Raw genomic sequence first — 1,339 nt, 5'->3', positions numbered from 1 at the left:
AGTTCACGAGCAACTATCAAACCGCAGACTCAGTTGCAACGATCAGCTATCAGTTGCCAGGTGAGATCAGATGGGCCGAATTCAGCAGCGACTATCAAACCGCAGCATCATTTGCGGCGATCAGCTAACAGTTGACAACTGAATTCAGATGGGCCGAATCCAAACGCTTAGTACTGCAAAGGGCGATGATCAACTGAGATGGAGTTGTGTCATCAAGTAGTTCATCTACCCGCGCGAACGGCGGACATAACCGAGTGACGGCGGACGACTAACCACTTCAAAAACCCCGACTCCGTCACTTCGGTTCATGTCATGGTTCGCGTGGTACACACGACCACAGTCTGCACCACATCGCTGATGACAAGTCTACCCAATCGGAATGGCCAAGGGAAACGAGCATTGATATTTCAGCCGGCGGGTAGGGCGTCTGACCTGCCATCTCGGAGCAGAAATCAAACGTTGACATCAAATGCGATAGACGGGCAACTGCTGTCCCGTGAATTCCGATGAGCGTTATTCGAGCGACACGATCAAACCGTGAATTCAATTGCGATCAATAGGAAACTGACGTCTCGCGAAATCAAAAGGGCCGAATTCACGAGCAACTATCAAACCACAAACTCAGTTGCGGCGATCGGCTAATGGTTGTCAGGTGAGATCCGCTGGGCCAGATCCATCAGCATCGAAAACAGGCGTTGGTTATCGCAGGCACAAACATCCGCGCGAACGTTAGACATCACGCGGGACGGGCGAACGACTTGCAAGCAGACGAAAAACCGTGACTCCCGTCCTCGCGTGCATGTCATTGTTACCCGATTCATAGTGGGGCAATGGCAGAGAGACTGGCAGGTTGACTGAACTGCAATCATGCGCCAGGAACATATTCGATCTCCCCGGTCGCATCCTGGATCAGAAGCATAAAGTGATCGCCGGGCTTCCGCGTGAGGCCATGATACAGTACGCACCAATAGCCGACTCCGTCCAAAGTGTCGTAAGACATCACAGGCATTTCACGCTGGCGGAGGTCGATGCCGTTCTCTTTACAGTAGTCGCTTGCGAGCAGTATCACATCGTCTGCACTTCGTGACGTCAAGATCGGCACATTATCGACAAATTGGTACGTCGGAATCCGAGGACGTCGCTCACAACCGATCGTTGAAGCGAGCAGGAAAAGAACCGGTATGGTCAATCGCGGCACGCTCATCTTTCGAAACGGGTAACGGCGGACATAACCGAGTGACGGCGGATTACACACCGCTTCAGAAACCCCGACTCCGTCACTTCGGTTCATGTCATGGTTCGCGTGGTACACACGACCACAGTCTGCATCACATCGCTG

1 protein-coding gene is annotated in these 1,339 nt (G+C 52.7%); it reads right to left on the bottom strand.

Going from position 1 to position 1,339, the window contains the following annotated elements; translation table 11 throughout:
* Window positions 1-865: 865 nt before the first annotated feature.
* On the bottom strand, window positions 866-1,339 hold a 474-nt coding region (locus tag LOC67_RS27105; RefSeq protein ID WP_230265990.1), incomplete at its 5' end, for a hypothetical protein.

This window comes from Stieleria sp. JC731 (assembly GCF_020966635.1).
Lineage (GTDB): Bacteria > Planctomycetota > Planctomycetia > Pirellulales > Pirellulaceae > Stieleria.
This window is presented reverse-complemented; position numbering and strand designations above follow the sequence as displayed.